A 26651-nucleotide genomic window follows, 5' to 3' on the forward strand; every position below is an offset into this window, starting at 1 on the left:
GCCGCCTGTTCCGATGGGGAACCGTACGGCCCTTTTCCGTTGCGCCGTTTCTTTCCGCAGGCGCGATTGTTTCTGGCTTACTTCTTTTCCGCCGATACCAGCAGCATCATAGGCCGCCGCAGCTCGTCCCTCATACCGGGGATATCGAGCATCCCGGGGGCCGGCCCGGGTTCCGCAAGTCCGGTGAGCTTGAAGCCTGTCAGAAGGAGCGTATTCACATAGGTCGTGAGCGTCCTGTGGTATTTAAGGATCGGTTCGCCCAGAAAGCTTGCATCGCGCCTGCCCTCGGTAAAATAATGGTCCACGGGCCAGTGTAGGATGCTCCCGTCCCCGCCGTAATACCAGTCTTCCGTTCCCTGTGCCGTGAAGACGGGGTGCTCCACCGAAAATACGAACGTTCCGCCCGGGGCAAGCATCTGGCGGACTTTTTCACAAATATCGCCGAAGGATTCCACATAATGGAACGCAAGGGAACTTAAAACCACGTCAAAGGATGAGGGAAGAAACTCCACATCCTCGATGGGCAGACGAAGATACGTGATCTTTTCCGAGCCGTTTTCCTTGCGGGCACGTTCCAGCATATTTGCGGAAATATCTACTCCCACAGCGGTTGCCGCGCCCTTTTCGACCGCGTATGCACAGTGCCAGCCGAAGCCGCAGCCAAGGTCCAGTACCCGTTTTCCCTCAAAGGAAGGGAGCATTTTTTTGAGCGTGTGCCATTCACCCGCGCCGGCGAGGCCTTTCACCGAACGGTCCATTTGACTGTATTTATCAAAAAAGCTTTTGTCATCGTATTTATTTTCTTTCATCCCTGCCGCTCCTTGTGCGATAGTTGTCATTGTACGCGCCGGAGAGAGGAAAAGCAATCCCTTATTTGCCTTCCGGCGGTTCAGGAACGTTTTTCGGCCTGGGGTTGAAAAAGAAGCGGTTCACCGGCAGAGCGATCAATACGCCGATGATCGTTTCAATCATGCGCTCAAAGACGTAAGGCAGCGTGTCGAGGGTAGACCCCGCATGCAGGAAAACGATCACGGAAAAGATTACGCAGCTTGGCGCGACGGAATCCTTGATGCGCAGCACATTGCATACAAAGATCAGCGCGAGCATCAGCAAAGGAAAAAGAATGATAAACCAGAAATCCCGGTAATGCGGAATTACCGCCGCCAGCTCAAGCGCGATAAAGCTGAAGACGGAACCCATAATCGTGCCGAGGATGCGGTGCAGGCCGATCTGTTTGGATTTATCATAGGTCGGCTGGATACACAATATCGCTGCGATCACCGCGTAAAGCGCGGTTGGCCTCTGCGTGATAAAGCCAAGCAGCAAACAGAAAAATACCGCGATCACGGTCTTAAGGGCGCGCTGGCCGGGCCGGTAAGTCAAATCCATCAGGCAATCACCTCGAATCATAAGCCGCCTTAGGCGGGCACACAATATTATTACAGCTTATTCCAATGCCGTAAACGGAGACTTTAATCCGTAATCAGCCCGCTTTTGAAGTGTTTGTTGAAGAATACCGCCACACCGGTAAGCGCGCCGCAAATGCCGGTAATCAGCATCAGCGTCTCGATACGGATCTGGTCCGAGATCGGCCCAAAGAAAACCATCCCCAAGGGGACCATAGACGTCATAACGATCTGCGCCAGGCTGAACACACGGCCTTGCATATTGGGGTCCACCTGCTCTTGCAGGAGGACCATGGACGGCGTGGTAAAAAGCGGCACCGTGCTCCCGGTCAGCACCATCAGCACAAGGAAGGTGATAAAACCGGGCAGAATACCGACCAGGGCCGTAAGGATGCCAAACAGGATACAGCACAGCGCGATGGTATGCATACGGTTTTTGAATCCTCCCCATAAAGAGATCACGATTCCCCCGAGCACGCCGCCGGCGGCAAATGAGATTTCCATCGCGGAAAGCCGCCAATATTCATCGCCAAAGGTGCGCGCCACCATCAGCGGCGTTAGCTGCGAGGCCGGGACGATGAGGAAAAAGAACAGTGCGTAAAAGAGAAAATAGGAACGGAAAAAGCCGCTCCCAAGGACATATTTAAGTCCCGCCTTGAGGTCTCCCAAATAGCCGCCTTTTTGCTTCAGCTTCGCTTTTTCGTGCAGCGGGACCTTCAGCAGGATCATGATTACAATAGCGGCCGCCGCTGTGGAAACGTCGATAAAGAATGTGTATTCCAGTTCCGTGAACGAAAGCAGGGCCCCCGCCGCTGCGGGCGAAAGGATGAACATGACGGACTGCAGGCTGCCGTTGATGCCGCCGATCCGCGTGAGCTTGTCCGCAGGGACGATCTGCGGCAGCATAGCGTTCACCGCCGGGGTCTGTATTCCGGTACCCAGGGAACGGATGCCGGAAACGAGAAACACCATCCACAGGTCGTCGTGCCCGGACAGGAAAAAGAGCGCGAGGATAAACGTCGCCGTAGCCACGAGCGCGTCCGCGCCGATAATCAGCAGCTTGCGGCTTGCACGGTCGGCCCATACGCCCGAAAACAGAGAGATCACGATCTGAGGTGCGAATCCGCAGATGGACGCAATGGTCATAATGCCGCCCGATTGCGTGGACAGCGTAATATACCAGATGATTGCGAATTGTACCAGGGAAGAGCCGAACAGCGAGACCGTCTGCCCTGATAAAAATAAAACCGTTTTACGCTTCCAGTGTTTAAACGTGCCGGGAGAAAGTCCGCGAGCCAATGCATTACCCTCCATAGCGTCCTCCTTTAACTGGTTGTATTGCCCGTCGTGCCGGCTGGGCCGGACGGCAAGTCTTACTAATATACCACATTCCCCTATGGGGAAGTCAAGAAAAAACAAATTGCCTTGCGAAATATACATTGACAGGCGAGGTATGTAGCAATATAATGTAGATTGTTAAACGAAATAAATTAGAGAGGGGAGATATCTTATGTCACTAACTTCCGACCTGATCCGCGGGCATACGGAAACGATCATTCTGGCGCAGCTTCTGAAGAAGGACAGTTATGGATACGAGATCAATAAATCAATCCAGCAGACGACGCACGGTGAATACGAGCTCAAGGAGGCGACGCTGTATTCCGCCTTCCGCAGGCTGGAGAATGCGGAAATGATCGAATCCTACTGGGGAGACGAGACCACGGGCGCGCGCCGGCGCTATTACCGTATCACGCCGCTCGGGCGGGCGATGTACGAGAAGAACAGGGAAAACTGGGAACGCACGAAAAAACTCATCGATCATTTGATATGAAAAGATATTTGGAGGGTATCATAATGGAAGAAAACTTACGGCAATACGTAGAACGCCTTTTCGCGGACGCCCCAAAAACCCGGAAAATGCTGGAGCTGCGGGAAGAAATCTTTATGAATTTGAAGGAAAAGTACAACGACCTCAGAGAAAACGGCGCCTCGGAAGAAGAGGCCTACGAGATCGTAAAGAGCAGTATCGGGGATGTGGACGAACTAATCAGCAGCGCGAACGATCCCTATGCGGTACCCGGACCTTCCGAAAAGGAGCGCAGGCAGCGCGCGGGGCTTACTGCGGTCGCCGTCATGCTGTACATTCTTGCTCCCGTGTTTATCATTGTGCTTGGAAGCATGAACCAGCAGATTCTCGGCCTCACGTTCATGTTTATCCTGATCGCGGTAGCAACGGGCCTGCTCGTGTACCGCAGCTCGCTGCGTCCGGGCTATCGGTATGAAAAAGTAGACGACTCCATGGTGGAGGAGTTCAAGCAGTGGCATGTGGAGAATAAGCAGAAGAAAGAGAAGGAAAACGCATATGTTGGCGCGATCTGGCCGATCATTGTAGCGGTTTATTTTATCATCAGTTTTACCACGGGCGCTTGGAGAATCACATGGGTGATTTTCATCATTGGCGCAGCTATACAGCAGATCATCAAGGCTGCGCTCAAATAGGGGGACGGAATGGAACGCTACGAGAAATTCAAAGAATATAAAAAGGCCATGTGGCTGGTTATCGTCGCCCTGTTTTTCCTAATCGGCTTTTTTGCGCATGCATGGGGCATCGTATGGATTATCTTTTTGGTCGGAGCGGCGGTGGAACAGCTCGTGAAGGTGATCCTCTTGCAGGACGGTGATTATGAACAGCCGGGAACGCACCGGGAGGAACGCAGAAGCACATACCTCTCACTCTTATGGCTGGTAGTCGTGATCTTATATTTCGGGCGGAGCTTCATGACGGGCGCGTGGTATATCACATGGGTCATTTTCCTGATCGGCGCAGCGGTGCATCCGGTTGTGAAGGTCAATATTCAGTAAAATGCCGACGAAACTTCCGGCAGAGGAGGAAACATGAATAAAACAGCTAAAATAATTTTATGGTCAGTGATCGCGGCAGTGCTGACCGGCGTGCTCATATGGGGCATTGCGGGCGGCTCGTCCTTTGGAGGCACATGGGGCAATTTCGTGAATTCAATTTCTAACCTTAAAGTGAATGACTTTGTAGATAAACTGCCAGATGACGCGCAGGCAAGCGAACAGTTTGAAAAGGACGCGGGCGGGATCCGTGAGCTTTCCATGAGGTTTGTGGACGAAAACATTACCGTCATACCGACGGACGACGATGTAATCCGCGTGGAAGAGACCAGCGATCACACGATCAAGAGCGAAGATGTGATGCATTACGGCGTAAAAAACGGAGAGCTTGTGGTGCAGAGCGGCCGGAATGGGCGCGTGTTCGGCTGGGCGGACAGCTACCAGATCGACGTACGGGTTATGATCCCGCGGTCGTTTACCGGGTCAGTCGATATCGAAACGGTGTCGGGCAGGCTCACGGCAGGCGAAACGAATGCGGCTTCCGCGCTCTACGGCACGACCTCCGGCGATATTTCGATAGACGGCGGGACGCATAAGGAGCTGCGTGCGGACAGCGTATCCGGAAGGATCGCCGTCGGGAACGTACAGGCATCGAAGCTGCGCGCGGATACGATGTCCGGAGACATCGAGGCGCGGGGGATATTCGGGGAGGTAAATGTAGACAGCACGTCGGGCAGCATCCGGATCGAAGCGGAAGGCGCGCGGGAGATTGACGTGGATACGACAAGCGGCGGAACCGAGGTGGAATGCACCAAAACGGAGCGCCTTGAAAAGATTTCCGCAGATTCCGTTTCGGGCGACGTCAGGATCGCATTGCCGGAAGGAAGCGGCTTCACGCTCAGATTCGATACGGTCGCCGGTTCACAGGGCAACGACTTTGCAATGCGCAACAACACCTACGGGGACGGGCGGATCGAGATCAAGGTAGATACGGTTTCCGGTGCGCTGCGCCTTCAGCAGGGGTAAGCTTCATAATTAATTAAGAAACAGACAGCCTGATCTTTGATATAATAAAGGTGGGGGAAAGCTCCCGCCTTTATCGCGGGAGAGCTATTTGGGAGGCTTATGCAGAAAATACGTAAGATATACCCGGTCGATACGGCGGCGAAACTGTTCCCGCCTACCGCGCGGCCGACGAACACATCGGTATTCCGGCTGTCGGTGCTCCTCAAAGAAGAGGTAGACCCGGAAGCGCTGCAAAGTGCCGCGGAAAAGACTCTCGAACGATACCCCTATATGGCGGTGAGGCTTGGAAAAGCCGGGTTTGAAAAAACAGGCGCCCCCTATGCGGTGCGGGAAGAAACGGGAACGCCGTGCGCCCCGTTCGATCTTGAAAAAGACGAATATCTGCTGCGCGTTTTATGGTATGGGAAACGTATTTCCGTCGAACTATTTCATGCCCTTGCCGATGGCGCGGGCGGGCTTGAATTTTTAAAAACCCTGCTTTACTGCTACCTCACCGGCGGCGGCGCAAAGATCGATCCGCAGGGCAAGCTGCTGCTTCCCGGGGAAACGCCGCGGGAGGAGGAGCATGAAGACAGCTTCCTGAAATACTATGACGGCCGGAAGGCGCCGGTGCGCAAAATGCCCCCGGCTTTCAAGATCAGAGGGGAACCGCTCCCGGAGGGCGGGCGCAATGTGCTGAACGGCGTCCTGGGCATAGAGGGCCTGAAGAAAGCGGCGCGGCGGCAGAAAGCAACGGTCACCGAATACCTGTGCGCGCTGATGGCCCATTCCATCTACCGCGAATGTGTCAACGAGAACGTGGACGACGAGCCAATTGTATTGTCTGTGCCCGTCAACCTGCGCGGGGCGTTCCCCACGCGGACGATCCGGAATTTTTTCAGTATCATCAACGTATCTGTCCCGGTGGGGCACGCCAAAACATTTGGGGGCGCGCTTCAGGCTGTAAAAGAAGAGCTGCGGGACAAGACGCAGGCGGAGAGCCTCATGGATGCGCTGGCGCAGAGCTGCGGGGTGATGGAGAACCCGGTGGTAAAGGCGGTCCCGCAGTTTATGAGGGATGCGGGAACGCGGTTTGTATTTGCGTTTTTCAGCGAAGACGTAAAAACGATGACCGTATCCAACGTGGGCCTTATCGATCTCCCGGCGGATATGCTGCCGTATGTAGACCATGCGGAATCGATCATCTATCCCACGGAACGCAGTCCCGTCAACTGCTGCCTGTGCTCTGTAAATGGAAAATTGACGGTTTCCTTTGTCCGGACGGTCAGGGAAACGGGACTCATGCGTTTTTTCTTCGGCTTCCTTGCGCGGGAAACAGGCGAAGAAGTAACGGTATATACGAACGACTGGGGGACTTTGGATGGGCAAGTGTGAATATTGCGGCGTGACGGTCTCGGGCAGGGATACATGTCCGCTGTGCGGCCGGAAGGTGCGGGGCGGTACGCAAAACGCAATGTATCCGGCATGCCGCACGGATAATAGAGAAATGCCGGAAAAAAAGAGACCCTGCTGGCCGACGCTCGTAACGCTTCTGGCGGTGGGGGTCTGTGCGTGGATCAACCTAATGACCCGGGGAAGCTCGGGCGGGTATTGGTGTCTCGATATCGCGGCGATCTTCGCTTATCTGTGGGTGCTTGTGCTCCATACGGTGAAATCTAAAACGCGGGGCAGCCTCAAGCTCATGCTGCAGGCCTGCCTTATCATTGCCATGCTGTGCGTGTTCGACTGGAATGCGGGCAGGGGGCTTTGGTCGGTGAATTTCGCGATCCCGTTCGCGTGTATCGGCCTGGTTTTCCTGGCTACCTATATCGTGATGACGCGGAAGCTGAGCTGGAGCGAATATATCGGCTACATGGTGGCGGTCGTGCTTTTCGGGCAGATGCCGGTCATGGGGATATTGCTCGGGTTTACGCATTTCGTCTGGCCGAGCTTTGCAGCGGCCGGCTATGCCGTGTTTACATTCCTGGTGATGCTGCTGTTTGCCAACGGCAGGTATAAGGGCGAGCGGACGCGCAGGTTCCGCTTCTAGGGGGGCGCGTATATGGCGTTAAAGATGGGGCCGCTTGTGGCGGCGATGATGGAATACGAGCGGGGCGCAGCCCAGCGGATCAATCATTTTTTGAAGGTGTATTCCTTTGCCAAGCTGATCGGGGAACGGGAAGGCCTTCCCGCCTCCGATCAGGAGATCCTCGAAGCCGCGGCCATCGTGCACGATATCGGCATCCGGCCCAGCCTTGAAAAATACCAGTCCTCCGGCGGCAATTTTCAGGAGATCGAAGGCCCTCCCGTAGCGCGGGGGCTTCTTGAGCGGCTTTCGTTTCCGCAGCAGGCAATAGAGCGCGTCTGCTTTCTGGTGGGGCGTCACCATACCTATCAGGGGATCGACGGGAAAGATTACCAGATTCTCGTGGAAGCGGATTTCCTCGTGAACCTGTACGAAGAGAAGACGGACAAACAGTCGATTGTCAAAGTCAGGAAAAATATCTTCCGCACAGATGCGGGGATAAAGGCGCTAAACGACCTGTTCGCATTACCCGAATGATATGAAGATCATAGGCTGCGCGGAAAGCGGGAAAAAGGAATATCTGGAACTGCTGCTCGAAGCGGACCCCTCCGAAGAGATGATCGACCGGTATCTTGAAGACGGGACGCTTTTTGCGTTGGAGGAAAAAGGAACGCCCGCTGCCGTCGCAGTGGTGGCTCCCGCCATAGGGGGCGCGTGCGAACTCAAGAACCTTGCCGTTGCCGCCCATCTGCGCGGAAAGGGCGTTGGACGCAGGATGGTGGAATACCTGTTCGCGTTCTATCGCGGAAAATACCGTAAAATGTACGTGGGAACGGCGGATATTCCCTGCGGCTGCAAGGATTTTTACCAAAAGCTCGGGTTTCGGTACACGCATACGGTGGACGGCTTTTTTACGGAGAATTATCCGGAGCCGCTTTATGAAAACGGTGCGTTGATCGAAAATATGGCCTATTTTGTAAAGGAATTGAAATGAAGGGATTATTTGACGTTACGGGAAAACGAGCGCTTGTGACGGGCGGAAGCCGGGGCATCGGGCTCGCGCTTGCGAAAATGCTGAGGGAAGCCGGGGCTAGGGTCGCGGTCTTTTACCATGGAACGCCGGTAGAGGAACAAGGACTCGTTCCGGTGCAATGCGATTTGCTGGATGCGGAAGATACGCAGCGTGCATTTGCGCAAGCGGTGACGGCGCTTGGCGGGATCGATATCCTGGTCAATGCAGCCGGGCTGCATAAAAAAGACGACGCGGAACACTTTCCCGCCGGAGAGTGGGAAGAGATACTCAAGGTCAACGTAGTTGCCGCATTTCGCTTGAGCCAGCTTGCCGGACGGGAAATGATCGCGCAGGGCGGCGGGAAAATCGTCAATATCTGTTCCGTGCGTTCCGTGCTCGCGGGGGACCGCAGCTCGGCCTACAGCACGAGCAAGGCGGCGCTGCTCCAAATGACGAAGGCGCTTGCAAAGGAGTGGGGAAAATATCATATTAACGTCAACGGCCTTGCGCCGGGTTATATCCTGACGGATATGACGGCGGCCTCCATGAACGACCCGGAAACAGGCGGGCAGCTTCTTAACCGCACGCCGCTCGGACGGTTTGGGCAAATGGAAGACCTTACGGGAGCGCTGCTCTTTCTGTGTTCCCCTGCGTCGGACTATGTCACGGGTATCCTCCTGCCTGTAGACGGTGGTTTTTTGTGCTGAAGGCACTTCTTCGCAAATCACGATAGCGTTAAAACAAGCGGCATTGCACCTGCCGCATGGCAACTTCAAAAAACGTTGCGGTACCGTGCGTTTCCCTGCCGGCAGCTTTTCCGGTAGAAACCTCTGGGCCGGCCAGGCTGTAAAGAAGTGGAGCGCCAGTCCGGCATCTGGAAAATGAACTGGATTTTGCGAAGGGACCTACGGAATACCGCTTCGGGTACGACGGTTAAAAAACTTCATCCCATGAATAAAAACGCCGGGTCCTCCGGCGCTTTTTCTGCCAAATTATGTTCCTCAGCGGCAATCGACCCCAGCTGGGGAATTATTTCCATAGGAGGGTACCGTCATACACCCGCATGGCGGGTTGCCAATATCCTAAACGTTTGCATTCCCTGATAATTAACTGGTGCGTATAGCGGAACATTTCCGCGGCTTTTTTTGCAAAAATATCAGGGCTGTTGCTTGCCAGAGCCTCCGCCGCCTCGACACACTGCCGGTGGATTTCACGGTTGTGCCTGTTTTTCGCATGGTGGAGTAGTTTTGGTATGCTTCTCCCGATGTGATAATTTTTCTGGATTACTTTATAAACCGTCCGCAGCGCGCTATATTCGATATAGTCTGTTAGGAACTCCAGCAAAACGATAGGGGAAAGCTGATATAAATAGGAGTTGTTCCACCAATCCTCGAGCTTACTGCCCAATTTTCCCGCGTTTTCCACAGCCGTATCATGGGCGGCTGCATGGGCGGCGACCCCTTCGGCGGTAAGTGACAATAGCTCCAAACTGTCCAGATACCGCCGGACATGGTAGGCAACCAGGGCCGGGTCAATGGGGATATGGCGCAGTTTTTCCGGACCCATTGCTACAAAAATACCCTTGCCTCGCACAGCGGTAACTACGCCCCACTGTTTCAGCAGTTGAACGGCTTTGATTGTGGTATCGACGCTGACTCCATAAATCTGGCGCAGCCCGGCATGGGAGGGAAGGCGGTCGCCGGGCCGGTATTTACCGATGGCAATGAGGCCGAGGAGGTCCAGGTAAACGCGCGAATATTGTTCTTCCGCCCAGCTGATCCGGCGCCCCAGCTCTTTTGCGCCAAGCCGGAACGGGGAGTCGGACGCAACCTTACACACGGGCGAATGTTCCCCGCCGTCCGGGAGAAATCGGTAAAGGAACGATAGGTCCGCAAAACGGACTTCCGTCGGTTTGCCGCCGGTTTTAATAGTGTATAAAAATTCCTTTAACCTGGTAAAATACTCGGTCCTCACCTCAAGGGAGCCGGGCAGCGGATCCAGCTCGGACAATCCCAGGCTGTCAACAGCACGCAGGATAAAGTCGTTGCCGGTACGCGCGATAAAAAAACGCCAGAACCGGTTCGAGAGCCGCCAGAATTCAATTGGCCGGTCCGGCTCCATTTTCCCCAGAATGGCTTCAGGGATGTGCCAGTCGTTGCCGCCGCAAAGGTCCATTCCATACTGAATTATAGGATAACAAAGAAAAATCCCCGTTTTCAAAAGATCACCGGCGGTCGTAACGTCGGCCTTGCGCAGGGGAAGCAGCCGCTTTTCTTCTAAAGCGCCGGAATAATCAAAAGTGACGGTCGGACGCTTCCGCTGCCCGGTTTCAACAAGACCATAATCCGAAAGCAGTTTCACCGCATGTCGAACCGTCTTTTCCGATGTGCCGAACTCCCGGCACAAGTCGGTACGGGAAGGAAGCCTTGAACCGCTCGGAAGCAGGCCGCATTCAATTTTATTTTTTAAGATCCGGTAGATCTTTTCATACATCACGATTCCGTTTTTCATAGTATCCCGTTTTGTTTTGCCTATGATATCATAATTACTATCTTCGCGGGGCCAAAATGGATTCCCGGGCAAGCCTACTTGTTTTTATGATTTTGTTCGGCTAAAAATCGGATTGCTTTTTCCTGCGGCATTGGACGCGCATAGTAAAAACCCTGAATGTATTGTACGCCGGACGCGGAGATCAGCTGTTGATCCTCCTTGGTTTCCACGCCTTCCGAAACAACAGTCAGTGAATTGATTTTCGCCATTTCCACAATAGAATGAAGGAGTGCGCGCTGCTTGGGATTTATATAGATTTGGCGCGTAAGCGAACGATCTATCTTAATCACGTCCACAGGTAGGTTTGAAAGATAATTCAGGCTGCTGTATCCTACGCCGAAGTCGTCCAGGGCGATGCGAATTCCACTTTTCCTTAATTGATCGAGGGAGGAAGATGCGTGTTCGATGGACTGGATGAGGACGCTTTCCGTAATTTCCAGCGTGATCCGGTCTGCCGGGACGCCGGAAGCGCGGATCACCTCCAGCAGATGGTCGGCGCTGTTCTCGACCAAGAGCTGCTGGACGGAAATATTAATCCCCATATGTTCCAATTCCAATTGATGGGCATATAAAGACATAAACCTGCAGGCGTGGCCGAGGACATAATCTCCCAGGGCTTCCACCAGTCCGCCGCGTTCCGCGAAGGCGATCACCTGTCCGGCGGGGAAGAAGCCTCCCTTACCGTCCGGCAGGCGCACCAACGCTTCCGCCGAGGTAAACCTTCCGGATTTTACATGTACGATCGGTTGGTACCAGACTTCGAGCGTCTCCTCCGAAATAGCGGATTTGAGCCGGTGAACGATATCGGTTTCCGTCCGGATGATCTGGTCGAGTGCGTCGTCGTAGATTACGGTTTTTTGATTTTGCTCTTTTGTATAGCGAAGGGCGGACTGAATACGGTCAAGCAGAAGCTCCGGGCTGTCTCCGTTTGCCGGATACCCGCAGACAGCGATGCGCACCTGCAAGGTAAAAGAGGCATTCCCGGCGCATACCGGGTCGGCAAGCAAAGCCTGCAATTTGGCCGTAAAAGATTCCCTGTTTTCGCCGGAAAGGGAAATTCCAAGAAAAACGTCGCCGTTGATCCGGTATAAATAAGTTCCGAACAGGCGCGATAAGCGGCCGATTACCTCGAGAAGGATCGCATCACCAATGTCCGCGCTGAACAATTCATTATACTGGCTGAACGAGCAGATATCGATACAGAATAAGTCGAAGCGCCGCCTTTTATCGTAAGAGATGAGCATCTGCGCGTCCCGAAAATATTTGGGACGGTTGCCCACGCTGAAAACGGGATCGCAATACGCAAGCTGCTCAACCTGCTTGCGGTATTGGTTGAAGGTTTTCGACAACTCCGTCATCTCAAAATCGGTATATTCATCAAAGGCCACATCGTTTTTCCCTTCGATTAACTGACGGCATTTTTCGGTCAGCATACGCACGGGAGATTCCTGAGAGCGGTGGGAGTAATAATCGCGTATCAGTGATGAGATAGCCTCCTTCGCCCGGTCTTTGCCGGCCCGGCAGCGCTTATACTGATAGCATGCCGTCAAAAACTTTTTTTCTCCCTCCAGATGTACCTTCAGCAGAAGCTCGATCGAAAGGCCTCTTGCAAAATCCTCTTGCTGCATTTCATCCATATCCTCGCGGACAGCGAGGATAAAATTGCCGTCGCCGATTCGTCCGGCGATAAAGGGACTTTGAATAAAATTCTGTAAACGGCGGGGAATGCTTTGCAAAAAATCGGTTTCTTCATCATAATCGATTCGCTGCGCAACCTGGTGATACTCCTCGAAAACAAAGTAAAATAGTATAACGGGTTCGGTTGCTTCGGAAAGCCAGCGGTCAAGCTCCGCGGTAAAACCCGGTTGGTTATACAGGCCGGTCCGCCTGTCTCTGGATGCGAGCCGCTTTAATGTGCGGTTGCAATGGGATTGCTTATACAGCAAATAGGAAAGGGCGGACAAAAGACCCGCCACAAACACACAATAGGCGGTGATCCCAAAGAGATGGGCGGGGCTGAGCCAGCCGCCTGAGACGGGCTGAATACTGAGCGTCCACTGGGTTGGCAGGTAAAAGCTTGTTTTTTCGGCTTGGGAAAAATCGGTGCCCGGACGCGAAGCCGCGATCACCACCTTGCCTCCGCTCTGAGGATCGACCCGCCATAGTTCGTAATCATACCCTTGTTCGGAAAGGTAATTGAGACCGAGCTGCTCGAGGACATAATCGCGATCCAGCGCCACGATCACTTCCCCCAAGTAAGCATCTTCTTCCATAAAGGGCTGTAAAAACAAAAACACCTGCTGTCCGCTGCCGTCCCCGTCTAAGGAAACGGGCCCTTCGACTACAAGCTCCTTGACGACCTTAGCCATTGTATAGATATAGGAAAAATCCTTCAGGCCGTGTCCGACCTGGCCGCCGTAAGTATCGGCGGGCAGTGCGCTGACAATAGTATCTCCCTCAACAAGGCAGACATAACGCACCTCTTCCCGTTCGAGAAGAGGCGCCGCCGCGTTTTCCAACCATGCCGCATCGGAACCATTCATCGCATAGGCGACCTGGGCAAGCATAGCTGCTTCGTTCATGTCCTTTTGCAGCCTGAGTATGATATTGTCATTGTAAAACCGCAAAATATGTTTGGCGTCTTCCTGTCGAATCTCAGTAAACGCCCGCCCCATTACCATGCCTGTTGCCAGGGACAGGGCGAGAATCGAGACGGCTACAATGCAGAATAAAAGCCACCGCCTTACGGTTGTTTTCATGCGCACCTCAATTATGGGAAATCTTATAATATCCTTTTCCGTTTTTCTTGACGAAATATAAGGCTTCGTCCGCCTCGGCAATCAGCTGCTGCAAGTCGGAGCCGGGGAGGCACAGGGCAACGCCGATGCTGCACTGCACCGGAATATGCTCTCCGGCTGAGCCGATCTCCGAATGGAGGCGGAGAACCAGCTCATCGAGTACGCTGCGCAGCTCTGCCTCGCCATCCAAATCAGTCAGCAGCAGCACGAACTCGTCGCCGCCGTACCGGCCGACTACGCCGTCATATTTTTTTTCGTACTCCCGCAGGATATAGCCGATACTTTTCAGGGCGATGTCCCCGCCGTTATGGCCATAAGTATCATTGATATATTTCAGGTTGTCCATATCTACAAAACACAAGGCGCTGACCTTGCGGGGATCGATCTTCTTCAGGAGCGCGCCTGCCTGGTTGAGGAAAACAGACCGTGTGACCACGCCGGTTAAGGAATCGGACAAACCGTTCCCCGTGTGGCGTATGATCTCATTGAAGTCGGTATCCTCCGGGCGCTCGTTCTGGTAAATTTTTTTCTCCAGTTCTTCTACGGATTGTACAAGGATATTTACAATCTGCATTTCCTTCGCAATATACCTCCGCAGAATGAACAGCAGGCAGATGCACAGCAGAACAGCGAGGCCCGCTACAAGCAGCAGGGAAGGGAGAACACTGGAAAATGCCGTCCCAAAATTGACCGAGCAAAGAATATCCCATCCCGTATTCTCCACGCGTTGGTAGGTTGTATAATAAAAACTTCCGTTTTGAAAACTCCAGAAAGCTCCGGGGATTTTAGCCAGAAGCTGCTCCTCCAGCTGGTCCGCCGTGGTGCCAAACAGGGTGGCGTCCCGCAGCTCGCTCATGATCGGATCGCCATAAGGCAGGTCGGCGGTGGAAGACATGATTTGCCCTTGGGAACCAACCAGCGTCGCCTCGGAACCGTTGATGACCGCCGATTTCTCAAGGATATCGGAAACCTCATCAAAATAGATTGCACAAAATAGGCAGCCGGTAATGTTTCCCTGCTCGTCAAGCAGGGGGACGGCTACGGTATAATTAAGCGTTACCCCGTCCGCGCCAGCGGCAAAACTGTCCGTAACCTGCCGCTCTCCCGTGGAAAACAACCGCTGCATATAATCCCGGCTTGCGAGGCTGGCGGGTTCGGAGCCGTCTGAATATACAGTAATATCCGAGTCTACGTAACAGATCAGCAAATATCCGAAATAAGGAGCCATCTGATCGAGCTTTTTGACCTTTTCAATAGGCGGGATCGCCGGATCATAAAACTCCGGCAGGCTGGCGAGAGACTCCAAAAGGGTAATGGATTCGTTAATGCGCTGGGAAATTTGTGCATGTACGCTGGAAAGAGAAGCCTTGGCCTCCGCCTTCATTTGCCGGGAAGCAAGAACGCCCCCTCCCAGCAAGATAATCAATATAATCAGCAGGCAAAACACTGCGATGTAGCGCAGGATGGGGGAAAAGGATATCCGAACTCCGCTGCTGTTTTTTGTTTGGCTAGTTTTCCTCATCAATTCGCTTGCCCTTCCTTTGAAAACCTTAGCCTCCGGCTATTTTTTCATATGGCACATTGTCTCCCGTTGTGGTTAAAAAAGCGAGTGCATCGATTGAACGCAATACGCTTTATTCTTGGAACCTATACCGGATAATTATAGCACTTGCGGTCGGATAAATCAATACAGTTCCGGTCTTGTAATGTATGGAAAAGGACAAGATAAAAGCGTCCTGCAAAGCAAGGACGCTTTTATCTTGTAAAATATTTGGCCGTTTCCTTATTTCATCGCTTCTTCCACCGCGACAGCAACGGCCACGGAAGCGCCGACCATCGGGTTGTTGCCCATGCCGATGAGGCCCATCATCTCCACGTGCGCCGGGACGGAAGAACTGCCCGCGAACTGTGCGTCGCCGTGCATGCGGCCCATGGTGTCGGTCATGCCGTACGAAGCCGGACCGGCCGCCATGTTGTCGGGATGCAGCGTCCTGCCCGTGCCGCCGCCCGAAGCAACGGAGAAGTATTTCTTGCCGTTTTCGATCGCCCATTTCTTATAGGTGCCCGCCACCGGGTGCTGGAAGCGCGTCGGGTTGGTGGAGTTTCCGGTAATGGAAACATCTACGCTTTCATGGCGCATGATCGCAACGCCTTCGTTCACGTCGTCCGCGCCGTAGCAGCGAACCTTTGCGCGGTCGCCTTCCGAATATTTGGTCTCGGAAACGATGTTCAGCTTGCCCGTCGCATAATCATAATCCGTTTCGACATACGTGAAGCCGTTGATGCGGGAAATGATCTGTGCCGCGTCCTTGCCAAGCCCGTTCAGGATAACTTGCAGGTTTTCTTTGCGCACCTTGTTCGCTGTCTTGGCAATGCCGATCGCGCCTTCCGCCGCCGCGAAGGACTCGTGTCCCGCGAGGAAGCAGAAGCATCTCGTCTTTTCCTCGAGCAGCATCGCCGCGAGGTTGCCGTGGCCAAGACCGACAAGGCGCTGCTCCGCAACGGAGCCGGGAATGCAGAACGCCTGCAAGCCGATGCCGATCGCCTCCGCCGCTTCGGAGGCCTTCCTGCAACCCTTCTTGAGGGCGATTGCCGCGCCCAGCGTGTATGCCCAGATTGCGTTTTCAAAAGCGATGGGCTGGATGCCGCGCACGATACCGTCCACGTCGAGGCCCTTATCCACGGTATACTGCTTCACTTCCTCGAGGGAGCCAAAACCGTATTCCTTCATGCACTTTTCAATTTGGGCAATTCTTCTTTCATAACCTTCAAATGTAACCATGTTAATCGCCCTCCTTATTCTTTGCGCGGGTCAATGTACTTGACCGCGTCGTCGTATCTTCCGTACGTACCGATGTTTTTCTCATAAGCCTCTCTCGGTTCAACGCCGTTTCGGATGTCTTCCATCATCTTGCCGAGACGCACGAATTTATAGCCGATCACTTCGTCGTTTTTATCAAGGCCCATCTCAAGGATATAGCCTTCCGCCAGCTCAAGGTAACGAACGCCCTTTTTGTTGGTGGAGAAAATCGTGCCGACCTGCGAACGCAGGCCCTTTCCGAGGTCTTCAAGGCCCGCGCCGATCGGCAGGCCGCCTTCGGAGAATGCGGTCTGCGTCCTGCCGTAAGCGATTTGCAGGAACAGCTCGCGCATCGCGGTGTTGATCGCGTCGCACACGAGGTCCGTGTTGAGCGCTTCGAGGAGCGTCTTGCCGACGATCGCCTCGCCCGCCATCGCGGCCGAGTGCGTCATGCCCGAGCAGCCGCTCGTCTCGATGAGGGCTTCCTCGATGATGCCGTCCTTCACGTTCAGCGTCAGCTTGCACATACCCTGCTGGGGCGCGCACCAGCCTACGCCGTGCGTGAGGCCGGAGATGTCTGTGATCTGTTTGGATTTTACCCATTTGCCTTCTTCAGGTATCGGAGCCGGGCCGTGATGCGGTCCCTTTTTCACGCATACCATTTCTTCTACTTCTTTTGAGTATTGCATGGGATTTTTTGACCTCCTTGAAAATTTATTGCTTTCATTTAAATATTAAGCCATACATAAAATATTATAGCATATCCGGGGAACGGTAGTCATTATATTTTTAAGATTATTTCCCGCCGCCCGCCGCCTGTCAAAAAGCATCCGTTTCCCGGTTGAACGAAAGGGAAATGGATGATATTCTTAAATCAGGGGGAAAAACGGAAAACGGAGGAAATGTTATGCTGTGGATCCCGGTTGTGATTGTTGCCGCCGCCGCATTGTTTTTGATTGTGGTTTTTGTGGCGGCGAATAAGATATTTGACGTCGCCGTGAATGCCAAAAAGACCAAGAAAAAGGTGCTCGAAACAAATGCGAACAAGAGTGCGGACGGCGCGGGGCGGGAAAAAACGGAAAAGGAACGCGCCAACGAATGGCTGCGCGGGCAGGAATTTACGATACACAGCCAGCGTTCGCGGGATGGGCTTCTCCTTGTCGCGCGGGAGCTGGCTGCGAAAGAACCCTCGCACCTGTGGGCCGTATGCGTCCATGGGTTTTCGGGAAACGGCCTGAACCTCGGCCTTGCGGCCCGCCACTGGCACGAACAGGGCTGGAACGTGCTTTTGCCAGACCTGCGGGGAAGCGGCGACAGCGAGGGGGATTATTATGGCATGGGCTGGCTCGACCGCCACGATATCATCGGATGGATCCGGGGAACGGTTCTCGAAAAAGACCCCGGCGCGCAGGTCGTCCTGCACGGGGTCTCGATGGGCGCGGCGACCGTTATGATGACCACGGGCGAGCAGCTCCCGGAAAACGTCCGCGCGGCGGTTGAAGACTGCGGCTATACGGACGTGTGGGAGGAATTTACCATCCAGCTTAGGAAGGTGTTCGGGCTTCCGCAGTTTCCCATCATGCACATTGCAAACATCATGGCAAAGCGGCGTGCGGGCTATTCTTTCAGGGAAGCCTCGTCGGTCCGCCAGGTGAAAAAATCCAGGACGCCCACGCTTTTCATTCATGGCGGTGAGGATACCTTTGTGCCGTTTTTCATGCTGGATGAAGTATACGGGGCTGCGGCGTGCGAAAAGGAGAAACTGGTGGTGTCCGGCGCGCAGCATGGCGAATCGGTGCAGCTCGAGCCGCAGCGTTATTGGGATACGGTCCATGCGTTTGTCGGGAAATATCTTAATTGAAAAGGAGAAATATGATGGAAAGAGTACAATATATTTGCCCGAAATGCGGCTGTACGCAATATGAAAGCGATCAGTTTCAGGCGACCGGAGGGAACTTTTCCAAGCTGTTCGACGTACAGAACAAAAAATTTATCACAGTGAGCTGCGTAAAGTGCGGCTATACGGAGCTGTATAAAGGAAAGACTTCAGATGGCTGGAATATTCTCGATTTCCTGGTAGGCCGCTGAACATAAAAAATGAATAAATTGTAAAAAATGAAATCCGCGGCTTCCCGGCTTGCAGGGAACGCGGATTTTTGCTTGTATTTGCAATCTATTGAAAGTATAATATAATGCGTATAATTATTTACATGAGAAGGGCAGATGGAAACGATGTATCGATTTGCAGGACGTTTTGACGGCGTGGGCGGAAGCGAGATCCGTAAGATTTTTGGGCTCCTCGGAGTTCCGGGAATGATCTCATTTGCGGGAGGCAATCCTTCTCCCGACCTTTTTCCGGCGGATACGCTCGCAGACATCAGCGAACAGGTGATTGTGGACGACGGCAGGTCTGTGCTCCAGTATGGGGGAACGATGGGCGTCGCGCATTTTATAAGCGTACTGAAGGAAAAGAACCGGGATAGTATGAAAGAGGACGATGACCTTATCGTGCTTTCCGGATCCTCCCAGGGAATAGATTTTTTTGCCCATACCATGATTGAAAAAGGGGATGCCATGCTTGTGGAATCTCCGTCGTTTCTGGGCGCGCTCCAGACGTTTCGGCTTGCGGACGCCGATATCAAAACGGTGGACCTGCAGGAAGACGGGCCGGATACGGATATGCTCGAGGCGAAGATTAAGGAATATAATCCCAAGTTTTTTTATACGATCCCGACTTTCCAGAACCCGTCAGGCATCACAATGAGCGCGGAAAAACGGCAGAAGGTTTACGATATCTGCAAACGGTACGGCGTGCTGATCCTGGAAGACGATCCTTACGCGGAGCTGCGCTACGAGGGAACGCCGCTTCCCAGCATCAAGGCGCTCGACGACTGCGGACTTGTGTGTAAGCTCGGGAGTTTTTCCAAGACGATCTCCCCCGGCCTGCGCGTCGGGTACGCAGTCGCCAATAAAGAGATCATAGCAAAGTTTAACCTCCTGAAGCAGGGGGCGGACGTGCATACCTCCAACCTTTCGCAGACGCTCGTTATGAAATTCATCGAGCGCGGGCTTTATGAGGATCATGTCAGGATGCTGTGCGAGACCTATAAGGAGCATAGGGATGCGATGCTGCGGGCGATCGATATTTATTTCCCGGATGGGGTAAGCCACACCAATCCGCAGGGCGGCCTGTTTGTTTGGGTAACGCTCCCGGAATGGATGGATGCGCGCAAGCTGTTCGATGCGTGCGTGATGGAAAAGGTAGCGTTTGTGGCGGGAAGCCCGTTTTTCGCGGACGGCGGCCATGACAATACGCTGCGCATGAATTTCTCGATGCCGACCGTAAGCCAGATCGAAACGGGTGTGGAACGCATGAGCAGGGTAATTCGCCAGTACGAATTTTTGACGAAATAAACCGGACGGAACGGATATGAAGAGGAGCTTTTGAATCGATGGCAGAAAACGTATTTGATACATTACAGGAAAGAGGCTTTGTTAAGCAGACGACCCATGAAGGCCTGAAAGAAATGCTCGGCCGGGAAAAGGTGAAATTCTACGTCGGGTTCGATGCGACGGCGGACAGCCTCCATGTCGGTCACTTTGTTCAGCTGATGGCGATGGCGCATATGCAGCGCGCGGGCCATACGCCGATCATTCTCGTGGGCGGTGGAACGACGATGATCGGCGATCCAAGCGGAAAATCCGATATGCGCAAGATGATGACCCGCGAGGTGATCGCGCACAATGCGGAAATCTTTAAAAAGCAGATCGGCAGTTTTCTCGATGTTTCAGAGGGAAAGGCCATCATGGTAGATAATGCCGATTGGCTCCTTGACCTCAATTATGTGGAGTTCCTGCGGGAGATCGGCACTTGCTTTTCCGTAAACAGGATGCTGACGGCGGAATGCTATAAACAGCGCCTTGAAAAAGGCCTCACGTTTTTTGAATTCAACTATATGCTGATGCAGGCGTACGATTTTTTGGTTTTGAACCGCAAGTACGGCTGTACGCTCGAGATGGGCGGGGACGACCAATGGTCGAATATCCTCGCGGGAGCGGACCTGATACGCCGAAAAGAGGAAGGAAAAAAAGCGTACGGCCTCACGATTACCCTGCTCCTGAAGAGCGACGGCAAAAAGATGGGGAAAACAGAGTCGGGCGCCGTCTGGCTCGATCCTGAGAAGACTTCCCCATACGACTTTTACCAGTATTGGAGGAACGTTGCGGATGCGGACGTGCGGACGTGCCTTTCGCTGCTTACCTTCCTGCCGATGGACGAGGTTGAGCGCCTGTCAGCCCTTAAAGACAATGAGATCAACGATGCAAAAAAGATACTTGCGTTTGAGATAACAAAACAGGTGCACGGCGGGCAGGCAGCGCGCGAGGCTCAGAAAGCGGCGGAAGCGCTTTTCTCCGGCGGCGGGGAAGGGGGCAGCATCCCGACGACGGAGCTTACGGCTGCGCAGTGGAAAGAAAAACCGCAGCTTATTGACGTCATGGTCCTTTGCGGACTGACCAGGTCGCGCGGCGAGGGCCGGCGCCTGATTACCCAGGGGGGCGTGCTCCTGAACGGAGAAAAGGTCGTGGACGAATTCCGTGCGCTCGAAGAAGCGGATTTTGTGAACGGCGAAGCGATGATAAAAAAAGGCAAAAAGGTGTTTCACAGGGTTCTGATCCGCGTATAAGTATGGGAAAACCGTATGTTTGCCTCGCGGAGAAAGCCGCAAGCGAGCTTGTGATTAAAAAATCGAGGTTTTTGTGCAGGCTGGTTCCCGTAGAGACGGAACAGCAGGCGGCGGCGGCCCTCGGAGAGGTTAGGAAAGAACATTATAACGCGCGGCACAATTGCTTTGCCATGATACTCGGCGCAAACCGGAATTTCGAGAAAAGCTCGGACGACGGGGAGCCGCAGGGAACGGCGGGCGTGCCGATGCTGGAAGTGCTGCGCAAAAGCGGCCTGACCAATATCCTCGCGGTGGTCACGCGGTATTTCGGCGGAACGCTGCTCGGAGCGGGCGGCCTTGTGCGCGCCTATGGCGGGGCAGTGTCAGAGGCGCTCCGCACCGCAAAAAGGGAAGTGCATATCCCGGCGGTGGTGCTGCGGCTGCGGATCGATTATGCGGATTATGGGAAGCTGCAAAGCATCGCCGCGGAATATGGGGCGAAGGTGGAAGCGGATTACGGCGAAAAGGTGGAAGCGCGCGCGGTGTTCCGGCAGGCGGATTACGACGCTGTGGCAAAAAGAATCACGGAAGCGTTCCTCGGCGCGGATGTATACGAAAAAGACGGCGAATGCTATTTAACGGAACAGGTTGTCCCGCAGGAGCCGACGGAATAAATATTTTTATACGATTAGGGGAATTTTGGGTATGGAAATCAAATTTTTAGAGACGAATGAGCTTAAGAAAAAACCGGAAGACGAAAGCAACCTTGGTTTTGGCACGATCTTTTCGGATTATATGTTCCTTATGAGATATACCGAGGGACAGGGCTGGCACGACGCAGAGATCAAAAAATACGAAGATTTCAAGGTGTCGCCCGCGGCAACCGTTTTTCATTACGGCCAGGAAGTGTTCGAGGGTTTGAAGGCCTACCGTCAGGTGAACGGAGATATCGCGCTGTTCCGTGCGAAGGATAACTTCCGGCGGCTCAACAATTCGGCAAAACGCCTTGCGATGCCGCAGATCGATGAAGAGTTTGCGCACCGTGCGCTGCGCGAGCTTGTGAAGATCGAGCAGGACTGGGTTCCGCATGAAAAAGGGACTTCTCTGTATATCCGCCCGAATTATATGGGGATGGATCCGTTCATCGGCGTTTCCGCCGCAAAAGAATATGTGTTCTATATCATGACGGGTCCGGTCGGCGCATATTATGCGCACGGTCTCGCACCGGTCAGGATTTTAATTGAAAAGGAGTATGTGCGCGCCGCCAAGGGCGGAATGGGCTTCGCAAAAACGGCGGGCAATTATGCCGCCAGCCTCATTGCGGGCGTGGAAGCGCACGAAAAAGGCTGCGACCAGGTTCTGTGGCTGGATGCGGAAGAGCGTAAATATGTGGAAGAAGTCGGTTCCATGAACATGATGTTTGTGATCGACGGTAAACTGGTAACACCCGATCTCGACGGAAGTATCCTGCCCGGGATCACGCGTGCGAGCGTCATTGCTATCGCGCGTGATATGGGCATCACCGTAGAAGAACGCAGAATCTCGATCGACGAGGTGATCGAAACGGCGAAATCCGGAGCGATGAGCGAAGCGTTCGGCACGGGAACGGCGGCGGTGGTAAGCCCCGTCGGGGAATTTGTATACGGGGATGAAACGGTTACGGTTTCAGGCGGGAAGATGGGAAAACTCGCGCTCGAGTTTTATGACATTCTGACCGGCATCCAATATGGAGAAATCAAAGACCGGTTCGGGTGGACGGAAAAAATTTGAATCCCCGTTCATTTTGGAGGTAATTTGGTTTGAAGAAAATAGTATCGATTCTACTTGCCGCCGTCCTGGCGGTTACCCTGTGCATCTCCATGAGCGCCACGGCGCTCGCGGCGGGCAAGGTAACGATTACGGCCAGCGTCAGCCCCAGCTCCCTCACCGGGGCGGGAACGGTATCCGTCAAGGTAACGGTGCAAAACAATACGGATTCTGAGATCAGTGACGTCACGGTCACCTTCCCGGGGGACGATTCCGAGAATATCGGCAGCATCCCGGCGGGGGAGTCGAAGACGCGTTCCGATAATGAGTGGAATGTATCCGAGGATATGCTGGATACGGATCTGACCTTCTCGGCGGCCTTTACCGACGCGAACGGCAATACCCAAACCGTCAGGACGGAATCGCTGACAATCACGAAAAAAGAGTCGACCGTTGCGGCCACCGCAACGGCAAGCGTCTCAAAGGATACGATTGAAAAGGGCGACAAAGTTAAGTTCACCTTCAAGCTGAAAAACGAAGGCAACGTAACGCTCGAAAAAGCATCGCTCAAGGCCCCGCCCCTTTCCGACGGGGAACAGCTCGGGAAAACCTTTTCCCTCGAGCCGGGCGAAACCAAGATCATGACATGGGAGACCCCGCTCAGCGAAAGTGTCGACGTAAAGCCCGTATTCAGTTATACGGCGAACGGTGAAAAAGGAACCGCCAAGGCAGGGACGGTGTCCGTTACGGTCAATGGGGAAGCAAAGGCAAGCTCGACTCCGGAAGCGGATGCGCTCGAGGTAGTCGCGACGGCAAACAATACGCAGGTAAAGGCGGGTGACAAGGTCGCTTTCGAAGTAACGGTGCGCAACCACGGGTCGGAAGACCTTGAGAAGCTGAAGGTGACGGATGCAAACGGCAACCTGGTCACCTTTACGGGTACCCAGCTCGACGCGGGCAGCGCCGCCAGGGGAACAGCGGAAGTCACCGTGCAGCAAACGACAAGCTTTGTCTTCACGGCGACGGCGGAAGATGCGGATGGCAACAGCGTCAAAGCGGCTTCTGATCCGGTCGAAATTACGGTCGACGCCGTAGACCTTGCAAGCGCCCTTACAATGGACGTTGCATTTATCCCCGAGGTCAGCAAGGCGGGTCCGGTGGATTTTACGTTCAAGGTCAAGAACAATACGGGACAGGAGATCAAAAATATCGTCATATCAGAGGCGACGCTTGGCGAAATCGCCGCGATCCCCTCGATGACGGACGCGGAGCAGGATGTCACACAGCCCATCCAGGTCGACAAGACGACAAGCTTTGTCTTCACCATTTCCGGCGAGCTGCCCGACGGGACCAGACTCGAGTCGCAGACACAGCAGCCGGCCACGGTGACGGTGAAGCAGGCATTCGGTGGAATGAGCACCATGCTGATCCTGCTGCTGATCGTAGTGGTTGCTATCGCGGCAGTCGCTGTTACGCTCGGCGTATTCATCCATAAGAATAAGAAAGCGGGATACACCGCGTTCGGCAAGCGCAGGGACGGCGGCCCGGATCCGCGGCAGAGAAACGGAGGAAGCCATCCGAACGGGCAGGGCACGAACAGGCGTTATCAGGAGCGCCCGCCGCAGGCACGCCAGCAGCGCCCGCGCAGCCAGATGCCGCATGAAGAGATCGAGCCGCGCCAGCAGCGCCCGCAGGCACCGCGGCAGAAACAGCAAAGGCCGCCGGCTTCTAAAAAAGGCGGAAAGGGCTACAGCGACAGGAATAAATTCTGATCCGGCCCGGACAAAGGACCGGTGCCATACGGCAAAAAGGGCGGCCATTGGCCGCCCTTTTTGCCTGCTTTCCTGCCAGCGCGCTCACAGGACGTTTTTCTTAGAAAAAAGGGGCGAAACCAGGATGTCGTGGAACATGGAACGGATATCCTTGCGCATGTCCTCCCGCGGCGTTCCGCTCGCATAGCATTCGTTGATAACGCCCCACAGGCCGTTGCACAAGAGCGCGGCGGTTTGCCGCGAAGGATAGTTTGATGCCATCTGATGGCTGTGCCTTCGGATATATTCGTCGACATTGCAGAAAATATGGTGGTAAAAAGCGGAGTATAGGTACGGGTTTCTTTCCGGGGAGGTCCACGAAAAAAAAGCCAGATTGTTGTAATAAAGGTTCAGGATGCAATCGAGCATGTTGTAATATCCCTGTAGCGCCTCGCGGGAGGGATTGTTTTCCGCCTGCAGTCTGTGGTAGTCCCGCACCGCTTCGCCGATGTAACCGCAGAACATGTCCTCGACCAGCGCATATTTATCGTCATAATGTGTATAAAACGTAATGCGGCTGGTCATCCCAGCGCGGCACAGCTCACAGACCGTTACCTTTTCAAAGGGAAACCGGGCAAGCAGCCCGATCATGGTTTGCTTCAGATTCTGTTTTGTTTTAATGATACGCTTGTCTTCCATAAAAATTTTTTATACACTTTCCGTTTTTTGTAATAATAAATGACATACTATCCGCAGTTGTGATTGCTATGCCATATCCTGCATATTAATATAACACATGTATAAATATAAGACAATCCGTTAATGGGACGACGGTTCCGCTGCGGCGCCCGGCGCTGCGCGGGGAAGGGGATACGGATGGAAAAACGACCGGTGGAAAAAATTGTGCGCATCGTCACACTCGCGCCCGTTATGGCGCTTTTGGCCCTCAGCATCCTGCTCGGGGCGCAGCCGGAGCGGTTTGGTGGGATTGGAAATTATGTCATGGCGGTCATCTTCCTGACCGTCCTGCCGCTGCTGGCTTATCCCCTGCAGCAAATCCTGCCGGGATGGAAGGATAAGGGGCGGGACGGACAGCGCAAACTTGCCATATGGATGGCGGTCATCGGATATGTGGCGGGTGTTTTGTGCGCTTTGGCGGCGGCAGTACCAAAAGGCCTGCTGCTCGTTTACCTTGCCTACCTGCTTTCCGGCTGCCTGATCCTGCTGTTTAATAAGGGATTCAAAATCAAGGCGAGCGGACATGCGTGCGGCGTGGCGGGACCGCTCGCGCTGCTGGTCTGCCTGCTGGGGCCCGCCGCCCTGTCAGGCCTGCCCGTTTTGGGCCTGGTCTATTGGGCGTCGCTCCGCATGGGAAGGCATACCTGGCCGGAGCTGCTCCTCGGGAGCGTCCTGCCGCTGGCGGCATTGTTTTTGTCCATCGCTGTTTTGCTTCCATTTTAAAATCTGTTGCGGAAGCCCATAAGGGCAAACAGACCGGGGTTTCGCACAAGTCCGGCGAAGCGGACTGCGTGGGAAAAAGGAGCCGCGGCGGAGCATACTGCAAAAACCTCGCTAAAGGCGAGGCTTTTGCAGTACAGTGCAAGTCCGCTGCAACGTGTCACGGCCCATCGGAATCGATGATCTGGATTTCAAACTTCTCATACGGAAACTGGTCCACAAAATCGTCCGGCTTAAAGGTCGCCTTGCGGAACAGGCCCAGCTGTTTGGTATGGTTTGTGTGCCACATAGGCACCTCGATATCGAATTCCTTGGCAAAATGCTCGATGCATTCAAGGAGTGCCGCGGACATATCGTGCTTGCCGCTCGTATACGTGTCCGCCTTGATTGTCTTACCGTTTTTATAGAGCTTCCCCCATAATGTCAGCATATCGATCCGTCCTTTTCTGTACTTGCGCGGCCTTGGGCCCGTATACGGAAAAGCTTTCGCATACCTTCCGGGGAAGTGGGAAACGTCCCGCCCTTCAAAGGGCGAAGGGCCCCGCCGGTGCAAATGCCGCCCTTCCATTATATCGG

General features: G+C 54.0%; 27 protein-coding genes. 17 read left to right on the forward strand and 10 right to left on the reverse strand.

Annotated features, from left to right (window positions below; translation table 11 throughout):
- Positions 1–77: 77 nt before the first annotated feature.
- The 3 genes from B1H56_RS00240 to B1H56_RS00250 all read right to left on the reverse strand — a co-directional run bounded on the left by B1H56_RS00240 (position 78) and on the right by B1H56_RS00250 (position 2720).
- Positions 78–809 (reverse strand): class I SAM-dependent methyltransferase, encoded by a 732-nt coding sequence (locus tag B1H56_RS00240; protein ID WP_066523273.1) that lies wholly within the window; start codon positions 807–809, stop codon positions 78–80.
- A 61-nt stretch (positions 810–870) separates the two neighbouring features.
- Complete coding sequence (locus tag B1H56_RS00245) at positions 871–1410, reverse strand: FUSC family protein (RefSeq protein WP_082771175.1); 540 nt, start codon at positions 1408–1410, stop codon at positions 871–873.
- A gap of 62 nt (positions 1411–1472) precedes the next feature.
- Positions 1473–2720, reverse strand: coding sequence for an MFS transporter (locus tag B1H56_RS00250; protein WP_066523275.1), 1248 nt, complete (start codon positions 2718–2720; stop codon positions 1473–1475).
- A gap of 196 nt (positions 2721–2916) precedes the next feature.
- Here B1H56_RS00250 and B1H56_RS00255 point away from each other — a divergent pair, with 196 nt between their 5' ends.
- The 9 genes from B1H56_RS00255 to B1H56_RS00295 all read left to right on the forward strand — a co-directional run bounded on the left by B1H56_RS00255 (position 2917) and on the right by B1H56_RS00295 (position 9015).
- On the forward strand, positions 2917–3237 hold the full coding sequence (locus tag B1H56_RS00255) for a PadR family transcriptional regulator (RefSeq protein ID WP_066523276.1): 321 nt from the start codon (positions 2917–2919) through the stop codon (positions 3235–3237).
- Between the two features lie 23 nt (positions 3238–3260).
- Positions 3261–3905, forward strand: coding sequence for a permease prefix domain 1-containing protein (locus B1H56_RS00260; protein WP_066523277.1), 645 nt, complete (start codon positions 3261–3263; stop codon positions 3903–3905).
- Positions 3906–3914: 9 nt separating this feature from the next.
- Positions 3915–4268, forward strand: coding sequence for a hypothetical protein (locus tag B1H56_RS00265; protein WP_066523278.1), 354 nt, complete (start codon positions 3915–3917; stop codon positions 4266–4268).
- Between the two features lie 33 nt (positions 4269–4301).
- Complete coding sequence (locus tag B1H56_RS00270; protein WP_066523279.1) at positions 4302–5291, forward strand: DUF4097 family beta strand repeat-containing protein; 990 nt, start codon at positions 4302–4304, stop codon at positions 5289–5291.
- 99 nt (positions 5292–5390) lie between these two features.
- Positions 5391–6665 carry a hypothetical protein gene (locus B1H56_RS00275; protein ID WP_066740036.1) on the forward strand — a complete coding sequence of 425 codons (1275 nt, stop codon included), beginning with the start codon at positions 5391–5393 and terminating at the stop codon, positions 6663–6665.
- The gene (locus B1H56_RS00280) at positions 6652–7320 is read left to right on the forward strand and encodes a DUF6320 domain-containing protein (protein ID WP_066523280.1); all 669 of its coding nucleotides are present in this window, start codon (positions 6652–6654) and stop codon (positions 7318–7320) included. Before B1H56_RS00275 ends, B1H56_RS00280 begins: the two co-directional genes overlap by 14 nt.
- 12 nt (positions 7321–7332) lie before the next feature.
- Positions 7333–7833: an HD domain-containing protein gene (locus tag B1H56_RS00285; RefSeq protein ID WP_066523281.1), complete on the forward strand. Its 501-nt coding sequence runs from the start codon at positions 7333–7335 to the stop codon at positions 7831–7833.
- Between the two features lies 1 nt (position 7834).
- Positions 7835–8290: a GNAT family N-acetyltransferase gene (locus B1H56_RS00290; protein ID WP_066523282.1), complete on the forward strand. Its 456-nt coding sequence runs from the start codon at positions 7835–7837 to the stop codon at positions 8288–8290.
- A complete protein-coding gene (locus B1H56_RS00295; protein ID WP_066523283.1) occupies positions 8287–9015 on the forward strand; it encodes an SDR family NAD(P)-dependent oxidoreductase in 729 nt (242 codons plus the stop codon). Before B1H56_RS00290 ends, B1H56_RS00295 begins: the two co-directional genes overlap by 4 nt.
- 322 nt (positions 9016–9337) lie before the next feature.
- On the opposite strand, the gene B1H56_RS00300 is transcribed toward B1H56_RS00295, so the two are convergent.
- The 5 genes from B1H56_RS00300 to B1H56_RS00320 form a co-directional block, all read right to left on the reverse strand.
- Positions 9338–10819, reverse strand: coding sequence for a GntR family transcriptional regulator (locus B1H56_RS00300; protein WP_066523284.1), 1482 nt, complete (start codon positions 10817–10819; stop codon positions 9338–9340).
- Positions 10820–10893: 74 nt separating this feature from the next.
- The gene (locus B1H56_RS00305) at positions 10894–13617 is read right to left on the reverse strand and encodes a putative bifunctional diguanylate cyclase/phosphodiesterase (protein WP_066523285.1); all 2724 of its coding nucleotides are present in this window, start codon (positions 13615–13617) and stop codon (positions 10894–10896) included.
- Between the two features lie 7 nt (positions 13618–13624).
- The gene (locus B1H56_RS00310) at positions 13625–15178 is read right to left on the reverse strand and encodes a sensor domain-containing diguanylate cyclase (protein WP_066523286.1); all 1554 of its coding nucleotides are present in this window, start codon (positions 15176–15178) and stop codon (positions 13625–13627) included.
- Positions 15179–15439: 261 nt separating this feature from the next.
- Positions 15440–16438: a GGGtGRT protein gene (locus B1H56_RS00315; RefSeq protein WP_066523287.1), complete on the reverse strand. Its 999-nt coding sequence runs from the start codon at positions 16436–16438 to the stop codon at positions 15440–15442.
- Between the two features lie 14 nt (positions 16439–16452).
- On the reverse strand, positions 16453–17145 hold the full coding sequence (locus tag B1H56_RS00320) for an iron-sulfur cluster assembly scaffold protein (RefSeq protein WP_066523288.1): 693 nt from the start codon (positions 17143–17145) through the stop codon (positions 16453–16455).
- Between the two features lie 218 nt (positions 17146–17363).
- On the opposite strand from B1H56_RS00320, the gene B1H56_RS00325 reads away from it, so the two are divergent.
- The 7 genes from B1H56_RS00325 to B1H56_RS00355 all read left to right on the forward strand — a co-directional run bounded on the left by B1H56_RS00325 (position 17364) and on the right by B1H56_RS00355 (position 24638).
- Positions 17364–18317 carry an alpha/beta hydrolase gene (locus B1H56_RS00325; RefSeq protein WP_066523320.1) on the forward strand — a complete coding sequence of 318 codons (954 nt, stop codon included), beginning with the start codon at positions 17364–17366 and terminating at the stop codon, positions 18315–18317.
- A gap of 14 nt (positions 18318–18331) precedes the next feature.
- Positions 18332–18544 (forward strand): zinc ribbon domain-containing protein, encoded by a 213-nt coding sequence (locus B1H56_RS00330; protein WP_066523289.1) that lies wholly within the window; start codon positions 18332–18334, stop codon positions 18542–18544.
- A 135-nt stretch (positions 18545–18679) separates the two neighbouring features.
- Positions 18680–19870: an aminotransferase-like domain-containing protein gene (locus B1H56_RS00335; RefSeq protein WP_066740034.1), complete on the forward strand. Its 1191-nt coding sequence runs from the start codon at positions 18680–18682 to the stop codon at positions 19868–19870.
- 38 nt (positions 19871–19908) lie between these two features.
- The gene (gene tyrS / locus B1H56_RS00340; protein WP_066523290.1) at positions 19909–21141 is read left to right on the forward strand and encodes a tyrosine--tRNA ligase; all 1233 of its coding nucleotides are present in this window, start codon (positions 19909–19911) and stop codon (positions 21139–21141) included.
- Between the two features lie 2 nt (positions 21142–21143).
- Complete coding sequence (locus B1H56_RS00345; protein WP_066523291.1) at positions 21144–21794, forward strand: YigZ family protein; 651 nt, start codon at positions 21144–21146, stop codon at positions 21792–21794.
- A 31-nt stretch (positions 21795–21825) separates the two neighbouring features.
- Positions 21826–22890, forward strand: a complete 1065-nt coding sequence (locus tag B1H56_RS00350; RefSeq protein ID WP_066523292.1) for a branched-chain amino acid aminotransferase — start codon at positions 21826–21828, stop codon at positions 22888–22890.
- Between the two features lie 29 nt (positions 22891–22919).
- The gene (locus B1H56_RS00355) at positions 22920–24638 is read left to right on the forward strand and encodes a CLIPPER-2 domain-containing protein (RefSeq protein WP_066523293.1); all 1719 of its coding nucleotides are present in this window, start codon (positions 22920–22922) and stop codon (positions 24636–24638) included.
- Between the two features lie 84 nt (positions 24639–24722).
- Here the strand turns inward: B1H56_RS00355 and B1H56_RS00360 are convergent, their stop codons facing one another.
- A complete protein-coding gene (locus B1H56_RS00360; protein WP_066523294.1) occupies positions 24723–25316 on the reverse strand; it encodes a TetR/AcrR family transcriptional regulator in 594 nt (197 codons plus the stop codon).
- 177 nt (positions 25317–25493) lie between these two features.
- Here B1H56_RS00360 and B1H56_RS00365 point away from each other — a divergent pair, with 177 nt between their 5' ends.
- Positions 25494–26078 (forward strand): hypothetical protein, encoded by a 585-nt coding sequence (locus B1H56_RS00365; protein ID WP_066523295.1) that lies wholly within the window; start codon positions 25494–25496, stop codon positions 26076–26078.
- Positions 26079–26235: 157 nt separating this feature from the next.
- On the opposite strand, the gene B1H56_RS00370 is transcribed toward B1H56_RS00365, so the two are convergent.
- Positions 26236–26505, reverse strand: a complete 270-nt coding sequence (locus B1H56_RS00370) for a hypothetical protein (RefSeq protein ID WP_147554735.1) — start codon at positions 26503–26505, stop codon at positions 26236–26238.
- Positions 26506–26651: the final 146 nt, after the last annotated feature.

This window comes from Christensenella minuta (assembly GCF_003628755.1).
In the GTDB taxonomy this organism is placed as follows: domain Bacteria; phylum Bacillota; class Clostridia; order Christensenellales; family Christensenellaceae; genus Christensenella; species Christensenella minuta.

Coding starts and splice junctions, on each gene's coding strand:
- B1H56_RS00310 (WP_066523286.1), bottom strand. CDS start 15,178: ATGAGGAAAACTAGCCAAACAAAAAACAGCAGCGGAGTTCGGATATCC.
- B1H56_RS00265 (WP_066523278.1), top strand. CDS start 3,915: ATGGAACGCTACGAGAAATTCAAAGAATATAAAAAGGCCATGTGGCTG.
- B1H56_RS00370 (WP_147554735.1), bottom strand. CDS start 26,505: ATGCTGACATTATGGGGGAAGCTCTATAAAAACGGTAAGACAATCAAG.
- B1H56_RS00330 (WP_066523289.1), top strand. CDS start 18,332: ATGGAAAGAGTACAATATATTTGCCCGAAATGCGGCTGTACGCAATAT.
- B1H56_RS00250 (WP_066523275.1), bottom strand. CDS start 2,720: ATGGAGGGTAATGCATTGGCTCGCGGACTTTCTCCCGGCACGTTTAAA.
- B1H56_RS00315 (WP_066523287.1), bottom strand. CDS start 16,438: ATGGTTACATTTGAAGGTTATGAAAGAAGAATTGCCCAAATTGAAAAG.
- B1H56_RS00255 (WP_066523276.1), top strand. CDS start 2,917: ATGTCACTAACTTCCGACCTGATCCGCGGGCATACGGAAACGATCATT.
- B1H56_RS00275 (WP_066740036.1), top strand. CDS start 5,391: ATGCAGAAAATACGTAAGATATACCCGGTCGATACGGCGGCGAAACTG.
- B1H56_RS00290 (WP_066523282.1), top strand. CDS start 7,835: ATGAAGATCATAGGCTGCGCGGAAAGCGGGAAAAAGGAATATCTGGAA.
- B1H56_RS00260 (WP_066523277.1), top strand. CDS start 3,261: ATGGAAGAAAACTTACGGCAATACGTAGAACGCCTTTTCGCGGACGCC.
- B1H56_RS00320 (WP_066523288.1), bottom strand. CDS start 17,145: ATGCAATACTCAAAAGAAGTAGAAGAAATGGTATGCGTGAAAAAGGGA.
- B1H56_RS00360 (WP_066523294.1), bottom strand. CDS start 25,316: ATGGAAGACAAGCGTATCATTAAAACAAAACAGAATCTGAAGCAAACC.
- B1H56_RS00305 (WP_066523285.1), bottom strand. CDS start 13,617: ATGAAAACAACCGTAAGGCGGTGGCTTTTATTCTGCATTGTAGCCGTC.
- B1H56_RS00350 (WP_066523292.1), top strand. CDS start 21,826: ATGGAAATCAAATTTTTAGAGACGAATGAGCTTAAGAAAAAACCGGAA.
- B1H56_RS00285 (WP_066523281.1), top strand. CDS start 7,333: ATGGCGTTAAAGATGGGGCCGCTTGTGGCGGCGATGATGGAATACGAG.
- tyrS (WP_066523290.1), top strand. CDS start 19,909: ATGGCAGAAAACGTATTTGATACATTACAGGAAAGAGGCTTTGTTAAG.
- B1H56_RS00270 (WP_066523279.1), top strand. CDS start 4,302: ATGAATAAAACAGCTAAAATAATTTTATGGTCAGTGATCGCGGCAGTG.
- B1H56_RS00345 (WP_066523291.1), top strand. CDS start 21,144: ATGGGAAAACCGTATGTTTGCCTCGCGGAGAAAGCCGCAAGCGAGCTT.
- B1H56_RS00245 (WP_082771175.1), bottom strand. CDS start 1,410: ATGATTCGAGGTGATTGCCTGATGGATTTGACTTACCGGCCCGGCCAG.
- B1H56_RS00365 (WP_066523295.1), top strand. CDS start 25,494: ATGGAAAAACGACCGGTGGAAAAAATTGTGCGCATCGTCACACTCGCG.
- B1H56_RS00280 (WP_066523280.1), top strand. CDS start 6,652: ATGGGCAAGTGTGAATATTGCGGCGTGACGGTCTCGGGCAGGGATACA.
- B1H56_RS00325 (WP_066523320.1), top strand. CDS start 17,364: ATGCTGTGGATCCCGGTTGTGATTGTTGCCGCCGCCGCATTGTTTTTG.
- B1H56_RS00240 (WP_066523273.1), bottom strand. CDS start 809: ATGAAAGAAAATAAATACGATGACAAAAGCTTTTTTGATAAATACAGT.
- B1H56_RS00335 (WP_066740034.1), top strand. CDS start 18,680: ATGGAAACGATGTATCGATTTGCAGGACGTTTTGACGGCGTGGGCGGA.
- B1H56_RS00295 (WP_066523283.1), top strand. CDS start 8,287: ATGAAGGGATTATTTGACGTTACGGGAAAACGAGCGCTTGTGACGGGC.
- B1H56_RS00300 (WP_066523284.1), bottom strand. CDS start 10,819: ATGAAAAACGGAATCGTGATGTATGAAAAGATCTACCGGATCTTAAAA.